The organism is Dehalococcoidia bacterium, assembly GCA_040902535.1.
Lineage (GTDB): Bacteria > Chloroflexota > Dehalococcoidia > DSTF01 > JACRBR01 > JBBDXD01.
This window is the reverse complement of record JBBDXD010000003.1, coordinates 120,316-136,982: the sequence shown is the minus strand read 5'-3', so window position 1 is coordinate 136,982 and position 16,667 is coordinate 120,316. Positions and strand designations below refer to the sequence as shown.

20 protein-coding genes are annotated in these 16,667 nt (G+C 66.6%); 8 read left to right on the top strand and 12 right to left on the bottom strand.

The features are described from left to right. Window positions 1–64: 64 nt before the first annotated feature. The gene (locus tag WEB52_01935) at window positions 65–862 is read left to right on the top strand and encodes a phosphatase PAP2 family protein (GenBank protein MEX2225192.1); all 798 of its coding nucleotides are present in this window, start codon (window positions 65–67) and stop codon (window positions 860–862) included. Between the two features lie 3 nt (window positions 863–865). Here WEB52_01935 and WEB52_01930 read toward each other — a convergent pair whose 3' ends face one another. Further along, entirely contained in the window at window positions 866–2,782 is a 1,917-nt protein-coding gene (locus tag WEB52_01930) for an NAD(P)/FAD-dependent oxidoreductase (protein ID MEX2225191.1), read from the bottom strand. A gap of 251 nt (window positions 2,783–3,033) precedes the next feature. Between WEB52_01930 and WEB52_01925 the strand changes: the two genes are divergently transcribed. From WEB52_01925 to WEB52_01910, 4 genes are all read left to right on the top strand, one after another. Next, a complete protein-coding gene (locus WEB52_01925; protein MEX2225190.1) occupies window positions 3,034–3,885 on the top strand; it encodes a hypothetical protein in 852 nt (283 codons plus the stop codon). A gap of 201 nt (window positions 3,886–4,086) precedes the next feature. Next, window positions 4,087–4,464 carry a hypothetical protein gene (locus WEB52_01920; GenBank protein ID MEX2225189.1) on the top strand — a complete coding sequence of 126 codons (378 nt, stop codon included), beginning with the start codon at window positions 4,087–4,089 and terminating at the stop codon, window positions 4,462–4,464. A 260-nt stretch (window positions 4,465–4,724) separates the two neighbouring features. Beyond that, complete coding sequence (locus tag WEB52_01915) at window positions 4,725–5,159, top strand: hypothetical protein (GenBank protein ID MEX2225188.1); 435 nt, start codon at window positions 4,725–4,727, stop codon at window positions 5,157–5,159. Between the two features lie 31 nt (window positions 5,160–5,190). Continuing rightward, entirely contained in the window at window positions 5,191–5,919 is a 729-nt protein-coding gene (locus WEB52_01910; protein MEX2225187.1) for a GNAT family N-acetyltransferase, read from the top strand. Between the two features lie 7 nt (window positions 5,920–5,926). Here the strand turns inward: WEB52_01910 and WEB52_01905 are convergent, their stop codons facing one another. The 7 genes from WEB52_01905 to WEB52_01875 are packed head-to-tail and all read right to left on the bottom strand — an operon-like array spanning window position 5,927 to window position 10,670. Next, the gene (locus WEB52_01905) at window positions 5,927–6,382 is read right to left on the bottom strand and encodes a hypothetical protein (protein MEX2225186.1); all 456 of its coding nucleotides are present in this window, start codon (window positions 6,380–6,382) and stop codon (window positions 5,927–5,929) included. A 12-nt stretch (window positions 6,383–6,394) separates the two neighbouring features. Then, window positions 6,395–6,847 (bottom strand): hypothetical protein, encoded by a 453-nt coding sequence (locus WEB52_01900; GenBank protein MEX2225185.1) that lies wholly within the window; start codon window positions 6,845–6,847, stop codon window positions 6,395–6,397. A gap of 47 nt (window positions 6,848–6,894) precedes the next feature. Beyond that, window positions 6,895–8,169: a serine--tRNA ligase gene (serS, locus tag WEB52_01895; protein MEX2225184.1), complete on the bottom strand. Its 1,275-nt coding sequence runs from the start codon at window positions 8,167–8,169 to the stop codon at window positions 6,895–6,897. A gap of 9 nt (window positions 8,170–8,178) precedes the next feature. Continuing rightward, on the bottom strand, window positions 8,179–8,583 hold the full coding sequence (locus WEB52_01890) for a hypothetical protein (GenBank protein ID MEX2225183.1): 405 nt from the start codon (window positions 8,581–8,583) through the stop codon (window positions 8,179–8,181). Between the two features lie 13 nt (window positions 8,584–8,596). Beyond that, window positions 8,597–9,154: a vitamin K epoxide reductase family protein gene (locus WEB52_01885; GenBank protein MEX2225182.1), complete on the bottom strand. Its 558-nt coding sequence runs from the start codon at window positions 9,152–9,154 to the stop codon at window positions 8,597–8,599. Next, a complete protein-coding gene (locus WEB52_01880; GenBank protein MEX2225181.1) occupies window positions 9,151–9,627 on the bottom strand; it encodes a DUF1440 domain-containing protein in 477 nt (158 codons plus the stop codon). Before WEB52_01880 ends, WEB52_01885 begins: the two co-directional genes overlap by 4 nt. Further along, window positions 9,624–10,670, bottom strand: a complete 1,047-nt coding sequence (locus WEB52_01875) for an SDR family oxidoreductase (GenBank protein MEX2225180.1) — start codon at window positions 10,668–10,670, stop codon at window positions 9,624–9,626. The genes WEB52_01880 and WEB52_01875 overlap by 4 nt, the downstream gene beginning before the upstream one ends. Window positions 10,671–10,782: 112 nt before the next feature. On the opposite strand from WEB52_01875, the gene WEB52_01870 reads away from it, so the two are divergent. Both WEB52_01870 and WEB52_01865 read left to right on the top strand, forming a co-directional pair. Further along, entirely contained in the window at window positions 10,783–11,121 is a 339-nt protein-coding gene (locus WEB52_01870; protein ID MEX2225179.1) for a helix-turn-helix transcriptional regulator, read from the top strand. Next, entirely contained in the window at window positions 11,103–11,852 is a 750-nt protein-coding gene (locus WEB52_01865) for a permease prefix domain 1-containing protein (protein MEX2225178.1), read from the top strand. The genes WEB52_01870 and WEB52_01865 overlap by 19 nt, the downstream gene beginning before the upstream one ends. Here WEB52_01865 and WEB52_01860 read toward each other — a convergent pair. The 4 genes from WEB52_01860 to WEB52_01845 form a co-directional block, all read right to left on the bottom strand. Next, window positions 11,849–12,319: an NUDIX domain-containing protein gene (locus tag WEB52_01860; protein ID MEX2225177.1), complete on the bottom strand. Its 471-nt coding sequence runs from the start codon at window positions 12,317–12,319 to the stop codon at window positions 11,849–11,851. The genes WEB52_01865 and WEB52_01860 overlap by 4 nt on opposite strands. Then, window positions 12,320–13,453 (bottom strand): methylated-DNA--[protein]-cysteine S-methyltransferase, encoded by a 1,134-nt coding sequence (locus WEB52_01855; protein ID MEX2225176.1) that lies wholly within the window; start codon window positions 13,451–13,453, stop codon window positions 12,320–12,322. Window positions 13,454–13,523: 70 nt separating this feature from the next. Further along, complete coding sequence (locus WEB52_01850) at window positions 13,524–14,801, bottom strand: pitrilysin family protein (GenBank protein ID MEX2225175.1); 1,278 nt, start codon at window positions 14,799–14,801, stop codon at window positions 13,524–13,526. A gap of 89 nt (window positions 14,802–14,890) precedes the next feature. Then, the gene (locus tag WEB52_01845) at window positions 14,891–15,382 is read right to left on the bottom strand and encodes an SRPBCC family protein (protein ID MEX2225174.1); all 492 of its coding nucleotides are present in this window, start codon (window positions 15,380–15,382) and stop codon (window positions 14,891–14,893) included. 122 nt (window positions 15,383–15,504) lie between these two features. Here WEB52_01845 and WEB52_01840 point away from each other — a divergent pair, with 122 nt between their 5' ends. Then, window positions 15,505–16,650: a GGDEF domain-containing protein gene (locus WEB52_01840; protein ID MEX2225173.1), complete on the top strand. Its 1,146-nt coding sequence runs from the start codon at window positions 15,505–15,507 to the stop codon at window positions 16,648–16,650. Window positions 16,651–16,667 lie beyond the last annotated feature (17 nt).

Here is a 16,667-nt window from a genome sequence, read left to right as displayed (position 1 = left end):
TATCCCCAAATAACGTGCTTCGTGTTAGGATCGTCCGGCCAAGTTCAAGGAAGCGATCGTAGCGATGGATGCACTCCTTCTCAAGAGTGTGCGCTGGACGCTCGTCGCAGGGATCTTTGCCTTCATCATCTATAGAAATCGAGCGACCCTCGATCGCGTCGGGTTCGGCCGCGAAATTTCGCTCGTCGTCTTCGCCTACTTCGCCTATTTCGCCGTGCGCGGCGTCACCCAGGGCGCCGAAGCGCAGGCGCTGATCAACGCAGACCGGGTCGTCGCCTTCGAACGCAAGTTGGGCATCCTCTGGGAGCCGGCGTGGCAGGCCGCGATTCTCCCGCATCCGTTGCTCGTTGACTTCTTCAACTGGATCTACGTCTGGGGCCATTGGCCCGTGATTATCACCGTCGCGACCTGGCTCTTCATGTCCCGGCCCGACCTCTACCGGCTCTACCGGAACGCGTTTCTCTTCTCCGGCGCGATCGGCCTCGTGATCTTCGCGACCTTCCCCGTCGCGCCGCCCCGTCTTGCCGGCGACATCGAGGTCATTGACACCGTGACGCTTCACTCCAACTCGTACCGCGTCCTGCAACCGCCGGGCCTCGTCAACCAGTACGCCGCGGTCCCCAGCCTGCATTTTGGCTGGAACATGCTCTTGGGCATCGCCATTGTCACTGCCGCGCGCTCGCGATGGGTGAAGCTCGTGGGCGCGGTGATACCCCCGATCATGTTCCTCGCCATCGTGCTCACCGCGAATCACTACATCATCGATGCCGTGGCGGGTGCGGCAGTCGCCGGCGTCGGCTTATGGCTTGCATGGTCCGGCGCGCGCGACGGTCCATCCGGCCAGTACGCAGATGCCTACTGACCGCTACAACGCGACGAAGTCCGCCGGATCGGGCTCCCGCGTCTGCTGCCAGTACTCGATCGCGTTGAACGGCCAGTTCTGCGACACGCGCCCGAACTTGTTCTTGTACCAGCTGTTGACGCCGCTCGCGCCCCATGTGCGCTTCTTGTTCGCCTCATCGATGCGCCGGTTGTACGCGTCGTGTACGTCCTGCCGGCAGTCCAGCGCCCGCGCCTCACCCTCGATGAGCAGCCGCATGCAGCCCATCACGTACTGCACTTCGCACTCCGAGAAGTAGATGATGCTGCCGTTGACGACAATGTTCGTGTTCGGTCCGTAGAGCATGTAGAAGTTCGGGAAGTTCGGCACGACCAGGCCCATATACGCCCGCGCGTCGCCGCCCCACTGTTCGTTCAGGTCGACGCCCTGGCGCCCGATGACGCGCATCGGCACCAGGAACTGCGACGCCGTGAACCCCGTGCCGTAGATGATCACGTCGACCGCGCGCTCGACTCCATCCGTCGTCACCACACCCGACGTTGTGATCCGCGCGATCGGCTCCGTGATCAGACGCACGTTGTCGCGCTTCAACGTCTCGGCCCAGATGCCGTTGTCCAGGATCATGCGCTTCGCCGCGGGCGGATACGCGGGCAGCACCTTCTCCATCAGGTCGGGCCGATCCGCGAACTGCGCCTGGATGTACCCCGTGAGCAACATGCGCAGCACGTCGTTTTCCATGCTCACCGAGCGCTCCATGTTCGGCCACGCATCATCGACGATCGCCGCCGGCAGCAGCCCCTCCGTCGTCATCCAGAACATCCAGAAGCGGTACCAGTGCGCGTAATACGGCACGTGCCGAAACAGCCACTGCAGCCCCTCCGGCACGTCATCGTGATAGGTCGGCACCGGCACGAACCAGTTCGGCGTGCGCTGGTACACGTACAGCTCCGCAACTTCCGCCGCGATCGCCGGGATGAACTGCGCGGCGCTGGCGCCCGTGCCGATCACCGCGACGCGCTTCCCCTTTACGTCGACGCTGTGGCCCCAACGGGCCGAGTGAAACGCCGGCCCGGCGAACGTCTCGCGGCCCGCGATTTCGGGGATGTTCGGGCGGTTGAGTTGCCCCACGGCGCTGATCATCGCCTGCGCCTCGAACGTCTCCTCGCCGTCCGGCGTGCGGAGCCGCAGCGACCAGTGCGCCGAGCCCTCGTCGAACGTCGCGGAGAGCACTTCCGTGTTGAAGCGAATGTGCTCGCGGATGCCGTACGCGTCGACGACGCCGCGGAAGTAGTCGAGCAGCGTCCCCTGCGGTGAGAAGAACTTCGGCCAGTCGGTCTTCTGTGCGAACGAATAGCTGTAGAACGCGCTGCCCACATCGACGCGCGCGCCCGGATACGTGTTCTCGAACCACGTGCCGCCGACATCGACGTTCTTCTCGATGATCGTAAACGGCACACCCGCCTGCTTGAGCCGGATGCCCGCAAGGATCCCCGACATCCCCGCCCCGACGATCGCGACCTTAAACGCGGTCCCCGCCGGCATCCGCCATTGCGGCGCCCGCGGATCTTCGCCGGATGGCGCCAGTTCCTCCAACAGCAGCGGGATGTACTCCTCCGTCGCCTTATTGCCCGTCATCCACTTGATGATCGCGAGCACGCGCTCTTCATCGCGTCCGTCCGCCGCCTCGACGTCGCCGTCGCGCAGATGACGCAGCGCGTCGAGCGCCAGATCCTTCGCCGTCGCCTGCTGCTCCTCGGTCATGCCGCCCTGTGGCGCACCGGGCGCCAACGTCTGCGGCAACAGCCCCTCGCGCATCAACGACAGATCGCCCGTCGCGTGCGCCAGCGCCGGCAGCAGCGCCGGCAAAAACGCATCGTCGAGCGACCGGCGGATCACGTCATCGCTCGCGACGATCGGCTCGACCGCACCAGAAATAGCCACCTTGCCGACTCCTCGCCGCTCCGCATCCCACCGCTGGGAAAGTGTAATTGCCAGGCGCCCTAACGCGAAGCGAACGCACCCCGGCGATCTCGCCGCCAGCGGTGCGGCCGCGGTCCCGTTCCCAGAAGGTGAGCATGGCGGCGGTAGAGGTTGGAAGCGAAAGAAGCGAGAACCTTCCAGCATCCAACATCCCGCCTCCCGCTTCCCGCTTCCATCGCGCAGTAGCCGATACTTCCCGATGGAGGAGCAGGATGCCTGACACAGAATCGCCCTGCCGGCTCTACGTGTACATGGCGTCGCAGGCGCCGGTGGCGGTCGTGCTGCGTCGCGGGCCCAGCGCCTGGTCGCGCCTGAGCCTGTGGCACACCGAAAGCGACACGTTCGAGCACGGACAGTGGCACGGGCGCGTGTATCCGCGTCGCTGCGACGTCTCGCCGGACGGGTCGTTGTTCGCGTACTTCATCCACAAGGCGACCGGCGGCCCCGACGTGAGCGTCGATTCGTGGGCGGCGGTGAGCCGGCCGCCGTTCTTCACGTCGCTCGCGCTGTGGGCGGTCGGCACGACGTACTTCGCGGGCGGCCTGTTCATCGACAACGACACGTTGTTCATGAGCTGGATCACCGATGAGCAGCCAGACATCGGCGCGCTGCCATCGTGGCTCAAGATGACGAAGGAGTTGCCACACATCTCGCGCACGCCGGAGTGGACGGACCAGACGGTGCACTTCAATCGACTGCTGCGCGACGGCTGGACGCCGGCGGGCCCAATCGATGAGCCGAAGACGACGTGGGAGCGACGGCAGCCCGCCGGCGACATCACGCTGGTCCGCGCCCCGGCACTCGATGTCGACGTTGCGTCGGACGGCGGCCGCCACGTCGATAGCTACGCGCTCCAGTTCGCGGACGGCGAGGTGGAGGTGCTGGGACGCGCGACGTGGGCCGACTTCGACCATCGCGGGCGGCTCGTGATGGCGCAGGACGGGCGGCTCGTCGAGTGGCAGCGGGGGCGCGGTATGCGGGAGATCGCGGACTTCAACGGCCAGTCGCCGGTGACGGAGAAGTCGCCTTCGTGGGCGGCGGAGTGGCCGGGGCGGGGGACGTAGGACACGGGAAGCGGGAAGCGAGAGGTTGGAAGCTGAGGGGGAGCTCGGCGTCTGCGCCGCGAGCGCTATTGCCACTCGACCTCCCATTTCCGACTTCTGACTTCCCACTTCCGACTTCCCGCTTCCCCTACGGGCTCCGCCTAGGGGTGCCGATACTTCGTCGAAGGAGGCGGGCGGTGGCTCGCGCCTCGGGAGCGTTCGATGGCGTTCGGGAAGAAGAAGGCGAAGGACGAGGAACCGGCGGCCGGCGTGCTCGTCGCGCCTGAGCCGGCACTCGAAGCGGGCGCGGCGCTCGACGGCGAGATGTTCGCATCGAGTGCCGCCGCACCGGATGACGCCGACGCGCCGGCGCTGGACGAAGCGCCTGCCGATAACATCGCCGCCATCGAGCCGGCGCCTGAGCCTGCACCGGCGGCCGATCCGCTCGCAGGCGGCCCCGACCTGCTGAGCATGTTCCAGACCACGACCATCGAGGCCGATGACAAAGCGGCGCTGCTGGAGCTGGCTGGCGAGGTCGAGATCGACGACCTGCTTGAGGACCTGCAGACCGTGAAGGCGGCGCTCGGCTCGAAGCGGTAGCCAGCGATAGCCACGCCAGCGTCGGCACGCCGCACCCGCATGTTCTCACAATCGACGACCGATGACTCCCACGCCGCCTGCAACGAACACCGCCGCACTTGCGCGCTCGCCGTCGAGTACAAGCGCGTGCAGTTCCGGTATACGCGGTGACGGTACGTGTTCGGCGATCGCCCTCTCCGCACGCGTGATCCGTTGCAAGGCGTCGTCCAGACCGACTACACTCCGCGCTAACGAACGATCAACGAAGGGGAGCGACCACCATGATCGACCGCCTGCGCGACTTCTTCCGCAACGAGCACATCGGCATCACGATCCCCGTCGGCGTCGTCATCGGACTGGCGCTTACGTCCCTGCTGCAGACAACCTTCTTCTATGTGCTCACGCCACTACTTGCTGAGACGCCGTTGGGAGACGACGACAGGTCGTTCGGCGGCGGGTTCGCCGACCTCGACTTCTACATCGGCGATGCGCTCATCTTCTACGGGGCGCCGCTCATGGACCTGCTGACGTTTGCGTTCGTTGTACTCATTGCCTGGACGCTATTCATACGGCCAACTGCCGCTGAACTCGCGGCAGCCGATGACGACGACGGCATGCGCGAATGCCCCGAGTGCAAGTCACCGATCGTCGCGGACGCCACCCGCTGCGCATTCTGCACAGCGCAGATTACGCCGCTCGCGGAGCCGCCGAGTTAGCTACAGCCACACTGAAACGAGGTGCGCTCGCGTGAAGAGCGAGACCATTGAAAAGATCGAGCGAGCGTTCGCCGAAAACTTCGAAGTCTCCCCGCGTGCGCTGTCGCTGGAGCGCGTGCTGGTGCGGGCGCATCCACAGATCTACGCCGAGTACGCAGGCGCGCAGCTATTGCGCACGCCTCATGGCTACTTGTTGACCGTGCTGCCGGAGTGGCTCGAGCGCGCGACGAAGGCCGTCCGAGACGTCCCCGCTGCCAGCGTGTTCGACGTGCAGACGCTGAGCGCAATCTTCGGCGACGCCGCCGACGTAGCGATCGGCCCATCGACGATCGCCTACGCCGATGAGGAGGTCTTCAGGCCCGCGACGCCGATGGGCGAGCGGCTACTGACGCGCGAGGACGCGGAGGCGATGATCGAGTTTCGCGAAGCTTGTGATCCGCTCGAGTGGAACCATGGCGGCGCCATCAGTCCCGCGCAGCACCCGACCTTCGCTCTGTACGTCGATGGCGCGATCGTCGCGGCGGCGTCGTACGACTACCAGGGCGAGTACCTGCGGCATGCCGGCGTGATCACGCACCCGGGCCACCGCGGTAAGGGCTACGGCGCGGCCGTCGCGAGCGCCCTGACGGCGCACGGCCTCGGCGAGGGCGGCATCATGCAGTGGCAGACGTTATTCTCGAATGTCCCGTCGCTTCGGATCGGCCGCGCGCTCGGCTACGAGCCGTGGGTGGAGACGATGGCCGTACACTTTCGGAGTTGAGGCTCGCTCATTTCCGATCGTGGAGCGCCGCCGTGGTCGGCAGCCGCAACACGCGCGCCGCAAGCATCGCGATGCCCCAGACGACCATGGCGGTGAGGGCGCCGGACGTGACCCCGAGGAACAGCGCATCCACCATGTTGACCTCATCATCGCTGCCCCGCACGTCGTAGGCCGCGGACAGCGTGAACGCGGCGAACGTAGCGATCGTCACGAGCATCGAGGCGGTGGCGACGTCGGGCAGATCCGCCTGTCGGACAAGGAGCAGCGCGACGACGACGGACGACAACGTGGCGACTCCCCAGAGAGAGACCAGCGCCCCGAAGTTCGCGTCTCCTGGCCCCGTGATGTAGGGCGCGATCGCGAGCGCTCCCGCCACCTGGACAGCGAAAAGAGCGACGCCCGCCGCGACGAGCGCCTTCTTGCGTGCGGTGAGCGGAAGCTGCGGGCGGTCGTCGAGCGTCACGTCGTCACTTCTTCACGTACGGTAGCGCACGACGAGGTCCCGTAACGTCGCGGCCGCAAGTCCCGTCGGGACGCCGAGGAAGAGCGCGTGGACGCCGATCAAACCGAACGCCAGCGCCCACTGCGGCCCGAAGCGCTCTGCATCGAACGATCCGCCGCGCGCGGCGTGGATGATGACGTAGAGCGTTTCCGCGGCGGCCCACGTCGCAGCCCCGAGCACCACGGTGAGAAGGAATGCGCGGGTTCCGCGATCCCGCCCGAAGAGCGCGAGCGCGGTCGCCAGCACGCCGCCGCCGACCATCAGGAGCAGCGGATACCGCAGCGCGCGGACGTCCAACCATTCCGCCGCAACACCGGCGAGGACGGCGACGAGCGGCGCGCAGAGCAGCGGCCATGAGCGTTCGATGTGCGCAGGATCCATTTGGAGGCGAACTGCTTTGGGCGTCAGCGGTTGGGCGTTAGACATCAAGGTCAGTATTTCGGGACGGGATAGGTGCGGCAAGCACCGTCCGCTCAGATGGCTGCGGTGATGCGTTCCATGCCGCCCATGAACTTGCGCAGGACTTCCGGGACGACGATCGAGCCGTCTTCCTGCTGATAGTTCTCGACGATCGCGATCATCGTGCGTGGGAGCGCGAGCCCGGAGCCGTTGAGCGTGTGCGGGAACTCGGGCTTTGCGCCTGCCGCGCGGCGGAAGCGGATGTTCGCACGCCGCGCCTGGAAGCCGGTGCAGTTGCTGACGGAACTGATCTCGAGCCACTCGCCGACGCCCGGCGCCCACGCCTCTACATCGAACGTGCGCGCTGCATTGAAGCCGAGGTCGCCGGTGCAGATGCTGACGACGCGATACCGCAGGTCGAGCGCGCGGCAGACGTCGAGCGCGTCGTCGAGCATGCTCTCCAGTTCCTCGGCTGACTTCTCCGGCTCGCAGAACTTGTACATCTCGACCTTGTCGAACTGGTGCACGCGCTTGATGCCGCGCACGTCGCGGCCGGCGCTCATCTTTTCGCGGCGAAAGCACGGGGTCCACGCGACGTAGTGCTTCGGGAGAGTGCCGGGCTCCAGGATCTCGTCGCTGTGGAGGTTGGTGAGCGGCACTTCCGCCGTCGGCACGAACCAGTAGTCTTCCTCGGCGTCGCGATAGAGATTGTCGCGGAACTTCGGCAGCTGGCCCGACTTCCACATCGCTTCTTCTTTAACCATCGAAGGCAGGTACATCTCCGTGTAGCCGTGCTTATCGATGTGCATCTCCAGCATGAACGCGATCAGCGCGCGCTGGAGGCGAGCGCCGGCGCCCGTGAGCACGTAGAAGCGGCTCCCGGACATCTTCACGCCGCGCTCGAAATCGATGATGCCCAACGCTTCGCCGAGATCGTAGTGCGGCTTGCGCCAGGGGTCGCTGTACTCCTCGCCGTGTTGCTGCTCGATGCGGTTGTCCTCCTCGCCGCCGCCATAGGGCGTCGCCGGGTCGGGGATGTTGGGGATCTCCATGAGGAGCGCGTTGAGCCGTTCATCCACGTCGCGCAGTTGCGGCGTCAGTTCATCGATGCGATCAGCGACGGATTTCATCTCGCCGATCATGCGCTGGCGCTCGTCGGGGTCTTTCTCGGCGCCGATCTTCTTGCCGACGGCGTTCTGTTCGGCGCGGAGCCCTTCAATCTCCGTCAACAGTGCGCGGCGCCGCTCGTCGAGCGCGAGCACATCGTCCAGCGGCGCCGCCGTGTGGCGCGCTTCGAGCGCCTTGCGGACGACGTCGGTCTGCTCACGGATGAACTGCAGGCTGAGCATGCCGGAAGATTACGATTTTTCGTCTCGGAGGCGTAGCACGTCGTCGCGCGGTGCGATGAGCGCGGCCCAGCCGCCCCCGAACCGCGCGACGGTCCTTCCCGACAGCAGGACGGCGACGGTGAGGAGGAGACCGGATGCCATGTCGCTGGCGATGCCGCTCGCGCTGTCGTAGCGAAGCAGCCAGGGCGCCAGCACAAGCCAGAGCCCGATGATCACGCACGCGAGTCGAACGCCTCGTAGGCATTCCCACAGCGCGATCGTCGCGAAGCTCACGACGACGGGTCCGGCAATGTGGCCGTTGGTGGGCGCGGCGCCATCGAGATCGAGCACCGCCGGCGCTACGGTGATCCAGATGCCGACCGCGACGGCAACGGCCTGGATCCAGAACGAGGCCGAGGTCACGCGCAGATCCACGGAACCTCCGTATTCAACTCAGCCCCCAGAATCGACGCCACACCGAGGCTCCACGATCGCGCTCGCGTCGAAGATATTGCAGGCTCGCCAGCACCTCGTCCATCGCCGGACCGATCATGATCAGCGAGGCCGCGGCGGAAGCCAGGCAGAGCGTGCACCACGCGTCGAAAAGCACTGGTTGGAACACGACGAGCATGACGCTTACGACGCCCAGCGGCCCGACGGCGACGCCGAACAGCACGACGATCCAAGGCATCTTGCGCCAGCGTTGTGTGCCACCGACGACGCCTGAAACGACATCGACCAGGTAGCCGAACGCGCCGAGCGCGGCGTCGGGGACGGGCAAGGCGCGGGACACGCGCGAGTTCAGGATCTCGCTGCTGCCTTCGCCGAAGAACGGTTCCCACACATCGTCGACAACCTCGAGTTGGCAGAGCGAAAGATAGCCGGCGATGAGAAATCCGGCGAAGGCGATCGCGGCGATCGGCAAACGCTGCGACCAGGAGGATGGATTGGTATCCCAGCCCGGAGGTACGGCGGAGTGCGCCGCCGCATCGGTGGCGGCCGTCATGCGTTGCGGTCGCGGCGGATCGCGGAGAGCACGAGGCCCATCGATATGCCCCAGACGACGTGCGCGGCGATCATGACGGCATTGCGGTCGGCAGGCTGCTGGGTCGCGGGCGGCATGATGCGCAATGCCGGCAACCAGCCCATATAGCTGATCGTCCAGACGCTCAAGGCGAACAGCAAGCCTGAGACGACGCGCGGGACGGCGACACGGTCGGCAAGCACGCCGTACAACGATCCGGTGGCTGCGCCGTACGCGAAGTGATTCGCGGTCGTCACCGCGCGGACTTCCCTTTCGTCCATGGATTCGGCGAGTCCGGTGCGTTCGGCGAGTTCTTCGGTGATCTCGCGCGGCGGCAGGGGATCGCGCGCATTCCACGGCGAGCGGCCGTGCAGCACGGCCATCGCGAGCGTCATCGGCGCCGTGGCGACGAGGCCGCTGACGCTACCGGCGATCATGGGCGCAATAAGGCTCATCGTGGTTTCTCCCCGCATGAGGCGCGACGCGCGAGCAGCGCAGCGGCCAGGCCGATGACGCCGACGGCGCCCGCGACGGCGATGTTGTTTCGGTGCATCTCCAGCACGAGCAGCGTGCTCGTGTCGCTGGCGCGCGCATCGAAGTCGCCGTGCGCCGCATAGTTGCCGGGCACGGTTTCGAAGAGGTTATCGACACGATCGGGATCGGCTGCGCCGTCGTACTGCTGCGATTCGTACGCGCTGGCCGCGAGCCGGTCGAGGACGCCCGGCATGATGCGGTTGGCGACGATGACCTTGAGCACCGACCAGGCGGGCACGACTTCGCGACGGCGGTGCTTCGAGGCCCAGACGATGGCACGCGCGGCCACCTCCGGCTGATAGATCGGCGGCACGGGCTGCGCCTTGCGCGGAAGGCGGCTGCGCACCCACGAGAACTGGGGCGTGTTCAGCGCCGGCATCTGCACGCTCGTGATCCAGACGGCGCTGTGGTCGTGGTAGAGCTCGGAACGCACCGACTCGGTGAAGCCCTGGATGGCGTGCTTTGCACCGCAGTACGCCGACTGAAGCGGAATGCCGCGATAGGCCAGCGCTGACCCGACCTGCACGATCGTGCCGCGGTCCCGGGGCGCCATCCGACGCAGGGCGGCGAGCGTCCCGTAAACGTAGCCCAGGTACGTTACTTCGGTCACGCGTCGATACTCTTCCGGTGTCATTTCGAGCGCCGGCGAGAAGACCGACGTCATCGCGTTGTTGACCCAGACGTCGATCGGCCCCAACTCGCGCTCAAAGTGCTCCGCTGCGTCCTCCACCGCCTGCGTATCGGCAACATCGCCCGCGAAGATCGAAGCGCGGCCGCCGCACGCCTCGACCTCGCGCTTCGCCGCTTCGAGGCGCCCGCCGTCCCGGGCGAGCAGGCCGACGTCGCAGCCGTCATCGGCAAACAGGCGGACGCAGGCACGCCCGACGCCGGCGGACGCGCCGGTGATGACGACGACGCGCCGTGATGCGGCTCCGTCGTTCGAACTGAACGGAAGAATGCTCACAACCCACCTTAGGCGGAGAGCAGCGACGACTCTCACGAGGTTCGCCGCAGGAAGGTATCGGTTCTGTTGCAGCGCTTGACAGCCGCGCCTCACATACCTAGGCTGTCTGGGTATGAATCCAGACATGCTCAAGGGCAACCTGGAGATGATGCTCCTTGCGGTCGTCGCGCGGGCGCCGGCGCATGGCTACGCGGTCATCGAGGATCTGCGCAGGCAGAGCGGCGGGGCGTTCGACCTGCCGGAGGGCACGGTGTACCCGGCGCTGCACCGCCTGGAGAAGCAGGGACTCTTGGAGAGTCGCTGGTCGACGGCCGCGGCGCGCAAACGACGTCTGTACGAGATTACGATGAAGGGCGCCGCCGAACTACGCGGGCGCGAGCGGCAGTGGAGCGCGTTTTCGCGCGCGGTCCGCTCGGTGATGAAGGAGAAGGCATGGGCGCCGACGAACTGATCGACGCATATCTCTACGAACTGCGAAGCGCCCTCCAGGCCGACGGACGCGAACGCGACCGCATCGTCGCGGAGATCGAAGATCACCTGTGGGAGTCGTGGGAGCGTTATGTCGATGAGGGCGTTGCGCCGGACGATGCGGCGCGGCTCGCCATCGCCCGCTTCGGCGGCGCGCAGGAGATCGCGGCGGCGTTCCCGCCGGAAACCGCCGGACGCCGCTTCGCGCGTCTTTACTTCACGGCGGCGACGCTGTTCGCAACATTGCTGATCACGATTGGACTCGCCGCGATGATCACGCTGCCCGTCCATTCGGTGCTGGGTGCGGACTTCCTCTACGGGCCCGAGGGCCAGTGGAAGGCGCCGGCGCGTTTCTGTTCGAACCGCGACTTCGCCTTGAGCGAATGTCAGCAAGCGTGGGACGACTTCTTCGTGGTGCGCGCGTTCGGCTTTGGCGCCGCGGCGACCTTGCTGGGCGCGATGATCGCCAGTGCGCACGTGCTCGGCGCGCGTTACGCCTTTGGCGGGCCTTCGCGGCGCACGCTGGTCACCGGCGCGTACCTCTTCGGCATCGCGGCGGTGCTATTCCTGGCGGGCGGCACATTGAAGTACGCGTTCGGTCCCGAGTCCGGATGGAACACCTGGTTGCCGGCGGGACTCGCGTCGATGCTGACCTCGAGCGCGTTCGTCGCGTTGCTGCGCCGCAGCGACGACCGGGCGGCGACCGCCGCTTAGCCTGCTTCTCGCACGATCGTGATCGCTTCCAGCGCGAGCACGCGCACGTCTTCGGCCACCGGCGTGTCGACGCCGCATGATGCGAGCGCTATCGGTTCGCCGGCGCGGAGTTGCTCTTCGGGGACCCACACGAACCCGGCAGCAAGCGCGGCACCCGGCACGACAGGACGCAGCGCGTAGATCATGTCGATGTGCTGGTGCGGCCCGTCGGCGATGTCCTCGACGAGGATGAGCATCGGCGGCGGCAGTTGGGCGGGCCTGGTGAAGGCGTACATAGTCGTCGGCGATACGACTTCTGCATCGATGCCCGTCTCTTCACGCACCTCGCGCACGACGGCCTGCACCGGGTCTTCATCCGATTCGATGTGGCCGCCGGCCGGCAACCACATGCCGTTCTTGCGGTGCCAGTGGAGCGCGGCCCGGTCGCCATCGACGAGGAAGCCCGTCACGGTGAAGTGTCGCTGCATCTAGCGATTCGACTTCCTGATGGCGACCTGCGGCCTTTGTTCGATCTCCAGGAGCTTGCGCTTGCGCTCGAGACCGTACGCGTAGCCGCCAAGACCGCCGTCGCTACGGACGATGCGGTGGCACGGGACGACGATCGCGATGGGATTCGTGGCGCAGGCGCGAGCAACGGCGCGCCGCGACGTGGGACGCGCGACTGCCTCTGCGATCTGCGTGTACGTGCGGGTCGTGCCGGCGGGCACACGCATCAACTCCTGCCAGACAAGGCGCTGGAACGCCGTCCCGCGAATATCGATCGGCAGCGGGCTCGACGCAAGGCGGCGTGATGGCCGATCGAGCCGCGCCAGCACGTTCGCCACCCACTCGCCGATGCTCTCGTCGTCGCGCGTGATCGTCTTCGCGGCGCTGAACTCGTTGTGCAGCGATGCTTCGAGACCGCCGTCGCTGTCGCCGATGATGATCGAGCACACGCCGGTCGCGGTTGCCGCGACAAGCAGCCTGCCGAGCGGCGACGGGACGATGCTGTAGGCGATCTCGGCGCCGCGGCCCTTGCGGCCGTACGTGGCAGGCGTCATGCCGAGGTGTTCGCCGGCGCCTTCGTACAGGCGGCTCGACGAACCGTAGCCTGCGTCGTAGAGGACGCGCGTGACGCCGCCCCCGGCGCGCAGGCCGTCTTTGAGACGCCACACGCGGCGCGAGCCGGCGTACTGCTTCGGAGAGACACCCAGCACACGCTTGAATGCGCGATGCAAAACGCGCTCGCCGATGCCGAGGCTTGCGGAGAGTTCAGCGAGCGTCACAGGCTCGCCGCCTGCGTCGTCCAGCAATTCGCAGGCGCGCCGCACGAGGACGCGGATGTCGCGCTCAGGCCCGGCATCGGGCCGGCAGCGCAGGCAGGCGCGGTAGCCCGCATCGCGCGCGATCTCCGTTGTCGCGAAGAACGACACCCCGTGGCGGCGCGGCAGGCGCGACGGGCACGAAGGACGGCAGTAGATCTTCGTCGAGTGGACCGCCACGACGAAGGTGCCGTCGGCGTTCAGATCCTTGTCGACTACCGCCTGCCAACGCGCGTCGTCGACGGTCATGCGGTGGGCAGTCCGTACGGTTGTTGTCCTTTGGTCAAGCACTGTGCTCATGTGCCACCTCCGAACCTAAGGTAGTAGGGCCGACGCATGCAAACCATCCGGTTTTGGACGCCAGAGCAGATCACGCCGCGTCGAGGATCTCCTGCAGGAGGTCGGCATCGCCGCCGGGTCCGACGACGGCCATCGAGAAGCCGCCCGGCTTGAAGAGCCGCTGTGCGACGTGCTGCACCTCGGACGGCGTCACGGCGTTGATCGCGTTCACGACATCGTCGATCGACTCGATCTCGCCGTTCATCAGCAGCGATTCGCCCGCGCGCTGCGCCAGCGCCATCGTCGACTCGAGCCCGAGGCGAAAGTTGCCCACAGAGAAGTCGCGCGCCTTCGTCACTTCCTCCTCCGGCGCCGGATCGGTCGCCAGCAAAAAGAGTTGCTCGCGGATGACGCGCGTTGCTTCTTCGAGATGCTCCAGCGTGACGCCGGCCGACACGTTCATGACGCCGACATCGGTGTACCGCGCCATGCCCGAGCCGACGGAATACGCCAGGCCGCGACGTTCCCGCACCTCCTTGAACAGGCGCGAACTCATGCCGCGTCCCAGGACGGTGTTCATCACCATCTGCGGGTAGCGCTCCGGGTCGCGGCGCGCCACCCCGTGCAGCGCGATGCCCATGTTGCACTGCGCGATCTCCCGCTTCTCGACGACGACGCGCTCAGGCGCGAACTGCATCACGGCGGCCGGCGGCGGCGCGATGTCGGCCGCAGGGATGTCGCCGTAGAGCTGCTCAGTCAGCGTCATGACTTCGTCGTGCGTGGTGTTACCGGCGACGCTGAGGACGGTGTTCGACGGCACGTAATACTGCGCGACGTGCTCCACGAAGTCTTCGTGAGCCATGGCCTCCACCGTCTCGAGCGTACCGGCGACCGGCCATCCGATCGGCTGGTCGCCAAACGTCGCGCGCGACAGCAACTCCGATGCCCATGCGCCGGGCTGGTCGAACGAGCGACGGATCTCCTGCTGGACGACGGTGCGCTCGCGGTCGATCTCCTGCTGCTCCAGTTTCGAGTTGCGGTACATGTCGGCAAGCACGTCCATCGCCTGACCGAGTTTGTCGAAGGGGACCTGGTTCCAGTAGCAGGTCAACTCGCGCGTGGTATAGGCGTTGAGCACGCCGCCGGCCCCCTCGATCGCCTCGGCGATCATGATCGCGTCGGGACGGCGCTCCGTGCCCTTGAAGAGCATGTGCTCCATGTAGTGCGAGAGACCGTTGGTGCGCCGGTCCTCGCCGCGCGAGCCGATGCCGACGAACACGTTGACGCTGACCGACTGGGCCGTCGGCACCGGCGTCGTCACGACGCGCAGCCCGTTGTCCAGCCGCGAGATCTGCCATTCGATGGGCAAGAGGACATCCTTCCGGGAGGGCGAGTGCGCCCTGAATTGTACGTTGGATACAAGAGTATAGCGGGGGTCTTGTGGTGCGGCCGCCGAGGCTAAATCGCGTCGCTCGATGCAGGCGCGGCGTCCGCCCGCGCGGCGAATTCCTCGGCGCGATGCTTGCAGGCGTTCACCTGCTCGCGGGCGAGGCGCCGAAGCCGCGGACGCACCATGAACGCGTCGATCACGTAGCCGAACGGGGCATATCGGACGCGGTAGTCGAAACGGTACGTAACGGTGCAAGAAGCGCCGCGCGGCACCGCGGTCCACGTGACGGTGCCCTCTGCGAAGATTCCGCCCTGCATGCGCGCGACGTACCGCGCCGGCGTGCATTCGAGCACTTCCGCGCGCGCCGTCGCACCGGTGCCCTGCAGCGCGAACTCGAAGGCGGTGCCGGCGCCCTCCGTCAGGCGCACGATGCGCAGCCCGGCGCCGATGAATGCCGGGTGCCACTCCCCGTAGCCCGCGATCTGGCTTGTCGCTAACGTCGCGTCGAAGAACTCTTGTGGCGTGGCGGCCACGGACTCACTGGTTTCGACAGCAGACATGCTGGCGTTCGCCTCCGATCCGCCCATCCCGGCCGGGGGTGCTGGCACCCATCTTCATGCCCCTTGGCGCGCCGTTCAAGCGAAAATCAACGTACTAACGAGTCTCAAACGATCACCGCTCAATGCCGAACCTGATCCTGACAGATAGAGCCTGCAGTGCGGGCAGCACGGCCGACGGCACGATTACCATGCTCGAACCGTCCACGCATACGCATATCGAGAGCGCAGCGAAGATCCCGGCGGCGCACCCGTCCCGGCACGGCACGCAGGAGCCGTTCCAGGAAGCTGTCGACCCTGGTTACTGGCCGCGCGCCATCGGGCTGCGCCTCCTCATCGCCGTCTGTTACCTCGTGCTCGCGGCCATCGGACTGCTGCCGATGTCGGACCTGTGGTTGGGAATTAGCGGCGGTGCGTTCCTCGTCTACAGCCTGGCGATGTACGCCACGTACGTGCGGGTCGGCTTGCTGCGCGCGTATCACCAAACCATGTCGCCGTACACCGACACGCTGATCGTCACGCTCTGCATCGTTGCGCTCGCGAGGCCCGAATATCCGATCTGGGCGGGCTACTTCCTGATCATCCCGTCGCTGGCGAACTTTCACAGCACGCGCTTCCTGCTCGGATTCGCGGTGTGGAGCATCGCCAACTGCGTCGCAGGCTTCGCGGTGCTCGATGTGACGGGACGGGCGGGCGTGAGCTGGCCGATGGCGACCATCATCTCGTTCATGGCCGTATTCACCGCGATGAACGCGGACATCATCGGCACGAGCAACCGCAAGCTGCGCGCGATGGTCCGGGAAGCATCGTTGACTGACCCGCTCACGGGACTGGCGAACCGCCGCATGTTCCGCCAGGTGCTCGACGCGCACCTGGCGCCGGAGATGCGTCCGCTGGCCGTGCTGATGTACGACGTCGACAACTTCAAACAGATCAACGAGACGCGCGGCCACCTCGAGGCCGATACCGTGCTCGTGGCGATCGCCGCGGAACTGCGCCACTGCTTCCGCGATGCAGACGTCGTAGCGCGGTACGGCGGCGACGAGATCATCGTGCTGGCGCACGTGCAATCAGCGAGCGAAGCCGCGTCGATGGGAGAGCGCAGCCTGACACTCGTGCGCGAGCGGTGCGGCGTCACGCTCAGCGCGGGCATCGCGGTGTTCCCGCTGACGGCGCGGACGCTCGAGGCGGCGGTAGCCGCCGCCGACGCGGCGCTGCTCGAAGCGAAGCACAGCGGCAAGGCGCGCGTCGCCGTCGCACGTGCCGCCTGATTCTTCTTATCTTTCTC

Bases quoted from the DNA above. Each gene is read 5' to 3' on its own strand.
- WEB52_01935 (MEX2225192.1), top strand. From the start codon at position 65: ATGGATGCACTCCTTCTCAAGAGTGTGCGCTGGACGCTCGTCGCAGGG.
- WEB52_01925 (MEX2225190.1), top strand. From the start codon at position 3,034: ATGCCTGACACAGAATCGCCCTGCCGGCTCTACGTGTACATGGCGTCG.
- WEB52_01920 (MEX2225189.1), top strand. From the start codon at position 4,087: ATGGCGTTCGGGAAGAAGAAGGCGAAGGACGAGGAACCGGCGGCCGGC.
- WEB52_01915 (MEX2225188.1), top strand. From the start codon at position 4,725: ATGATCGACCGCCTGCGCGACTTCTTCCGCAACGAGCACATCGGCATC.
- WEB52_01900 (MEX2225185.1), bottom strand. From the start codon at position 6,847: ATGTCTAACGCCCAACCGCTGACGCCCAAAGCAGTTCGCCTCCAAATG.
- serS (MEX2225184.1), bottom strand. From the start codon at position 8,169: ATGCTCAGCCTGCAGTTCATCCGTGAGCAGACCGACGTCGTCCGCAAG.
- WEB52_01885 (MEX2225182.1), bottom strand. From the start codon at position 9,154: ATGACGGCCGCCACCGATGCGGCGGCGCACTCCGCCGTACCTCCGGGC.
- WEB52_01880 (MEX2225181.1), bottom strand. From the start codon at position 9,627: ATGAGCCTTATTGCGCCCATGATCGCCGGTAGCGTCAGCGGCCTCGTC.
- WEB52_01870 (MEX2225179.1), top strand. From the start codon at position 10,783: ATGAATCCAGACATGCTCAAGGGCAACCTGGAGATGATGCTCCTTGCG.
- WEB52_01865 (MEX2225178.1), top strand. From the start codon at position 11,103: ATGGGCGCCGACGAACTGATCGACGCATATCTCTACGAACTGCGAAGC.
- WEB52_01860 (MEX2225177.1), bottom strand. From the start codon at position 12,319: ATGCAGCGACACTTCACCGTGACGGGCTTCCTCGTCGATGGCGACCGG.
- WEB52_01855 (MEX2225176.1), bottom strand. From the start codon at position 13,453: ATGAGCACAGTGCTTGACCAAAGGACAACAACCGTACGGACTGCCCAC.
- WEB52_01845 (MEX2225174.1), bottom strand. From the start codon at position 15,382: ATGTCTGCTGTCGAAACCAGTGAGTCCGTGGCCGCCACGCCACAAGAG.
- WEB52_01840 (MEX2225173.1), top strand. From the start codon at position 15,505: ATGCCGAACCTGATCCTGACAGATAGAGCCTGCAGTGCGGGCAGCACG.